The 2,385-nt window shown below is 28.3% G+C and carries 3 protein-coding genes and 1 rRNA gene; all 4 read left to right on the forward strand.

The window, feature by feature from the left end; all coding sequences use genetic code 11:
- Nucleotides 1-85: ribosomal RNA gene (gene rrf, locus AC2D8I_RS16065) — 5S ribosomal RNA — on the forward strand; the annotation flags it as partial.
- Nucleotides 86-455: 370 nt separating this feature from the next.
- A complete protein-coding gene (locus AC2D8I_RS16070) occupies nucleotides 456-914 on the forward strand; it encodes a hypothetical protein (protein WP_484707125.1) in 459 nt (152 codons plus the stop codon).
- Between the two features lie 227 nt (nucleotides 915-1,141).
- Entirely contained in the window at nucleotides 1,142-1,609 is a 468-nt protein-coding gene (locus AC2D8I_RS16075; RefSeq protein ID WP_484707126.1) for a hypothetical protein, read from the forward strand.
- A gap of 219 nt (nucleotides 1,610-1,828) precedes the next feature.
- A complete protein-coding gene (locus AC2D8I_RS16080) occupies nucleotides 1,829-2,335 on the forward strand; it encodes a hypothetical protein (RefSeq protein ID WP_484707127.1) in 507 nt (168 codons plus the stop codon).
- Nucleotides 2,336-2,385 lie beyond the last annotated feature (50 nt).

Genomic DNA, 2,385 nt, shown 5'->3' on the forward strand with positions numbered 1-2,385 from the left:
TCACCTCTTACCATTCCGAACAGAGCAGTTAAGCCCATTAGCGCCGATGGTACTACAATCGTGGGAGAGTAGGTCGTCGCCTTTTTTAGAAATCCTCAACATTTAATGTTGAGGATTTTTTTTATGCCTTATTTTTAATACAAGTATAACAGCCTATTTATAAACGATTATAAATAGTTCTGAAAATAACTTATTCATTAAGCAGCAATATTTAGCTGTTTTTAAACGTTTATAAACGACTACAACTGTTTATAAACGGCTATTAAATCTACTTTCTTAAGGGAAACCCCAATCGTAATGCCTAGCACGGCTTAATAATCTCCTTTTGGCTATCATTATATGTATTAAAATAAACTATATTGCATAAGGAATATAAGTGCAAGTGTATTACACTTATACAATAGTTGTAGTGCATTTGAGAACCCACTAAAAACTAGATAATTTTATTAATAAAAATGACGAAAAAAAAAAGAAAAAGGAAATCTAAAAAGAAAGAACCAAATTCCATAAAGAAAATCGGATATATCTTACTCGTTGCTTTACCTTTTTTTGTGTTGATTTATTTTAATGGACAAAACCGAAAAGAAAGATTAAAAACAGAATCGTTTACAACATACGGAACAGTTGAAAAATTAGAACCAAATACTAGTAAAGGGAGAACAACTAGTCAAGATGTTGTATACTTTTATTTTGTGAAGAATGACACAGTTTTTCATAAACTAGAACAATTGACTTTAGAAACAATAGACAGATTGAAAATAAAAATGAATGAATCCTTCGAAATGAAAGTTGTAAAATCTGATTATGGAATTTTCAAAATTGACTTTAAAAAAAGAAAAGATACTATAATTGACAAAAGAAAACACAAGATTCAAAAATATAATACGAGTATTCATCGAAACATAATTGAATAAAAAAGAAAAACGCACTACAACACCGTATAAAATTAATGTGGTTTTTATGGTTTTCCCAAAGTTTTAGGTCTGTTTATATTGTCGCTTATTCTTATTTAATTATTTTTAGGTCGACAAGATAAAAACATAAAATAAGTATAAGCTCAGTGGCTCGGCTGACAAAATAAAGTTTGTCTACCTCCCACACTAATCTTATACAAAAACGTTAGGTGCAATTCCCATACAAAATGGAAGAAGAAGAATTTATAAGAGATATAATCTGTCAAGTACTTGTCGAGTATAAATCAAAAGAACTGATTTATTCTGTTCTTAATGAGTTTATTCCAAATTATGAAAAGATAAATCTTGATTATACTGGAAAACCAGATAATGAAAATTATGAATTTCAATCAGAGGATGAAATGATAAGTTGTTACGTCAAATCTCTAAATGTAAGCCAAACATTCTACTGGAATAAATATATTGAAAACTCTAACAAACTAATGGTTGGAGCAAATATTACAAATGATAATCAAATTGTATTTAGCTTGACTTTTAATGGAACTCTTACAACGGAATCTGAATATTATCTAAGGCTAAAAAATTTCTTGAATTCTGATATTGGAGTTATATCCTATGTAAATCCAGTGGATTATGATAATGGAACTGATTTCGCTATGAAATATCGGAATGATAAATATGAATTTGAAAAATGAAAAGCACCTAACATCATATATAGTAAATTGAGCGATTAATATTTAATCGAAAGGTTATTGTCTATTTGTAAAGTCGCCAAATCTTTTGATTTGGTATTAAAAGAGAAAAATTAAAACAAAATAAAAAAGATTTGGCTTGTGGCTAAACCAAAAACAATAACTTGTTTTCTTCCCAACTTACCATATATTTAACGTTAGGTGCAATGAAAAAAATCTAAATTGAAAAAAACAAAATCTGGAAAATTAATTAATTGGAATCCCATTTTTGATATTGACGAAACTGGTTATTTTGCGGGTGTTGATGAAAATGGAATATGGTACGCGGATACAGCAGAAGGTTTGAAATCACTTGAGGAAGGAGGAGCTTTAGGAATTCTTCCTATTTTAGAGATGGATAGGAATGATTTTATTTCTTATTTGAATAATAAAATAGAAAAATCAAATTTAGAATCTGACATTAAAGTCTCTGATTTACAATTCGAAATAATTAATATAAGTTTTGGTATATCAACATATTGGGCGGAACTGGGAATTGAATGGCTAGAAGAAAATGAAATTAATTCTGAACTCGAAAAAAGACTTAAAAAACTGATTGAAAATAAAATGTATAGTCAAAAATTCAGACACAAAGCTTTTTCAAAAGTTAAACGTTACGAAAGAATAAAAAAAGCACCTAACAAAGAACTGTGGATAAAAACAAGTAAAAACTCATTAATTTTTCACTAACGTACTTCTATAAGTCTCATCATATATTAATCCTGATTTAGCAATTGCGA

The organism is Lacinutrix sp. YIN62 (assembly GCF_057219185.1).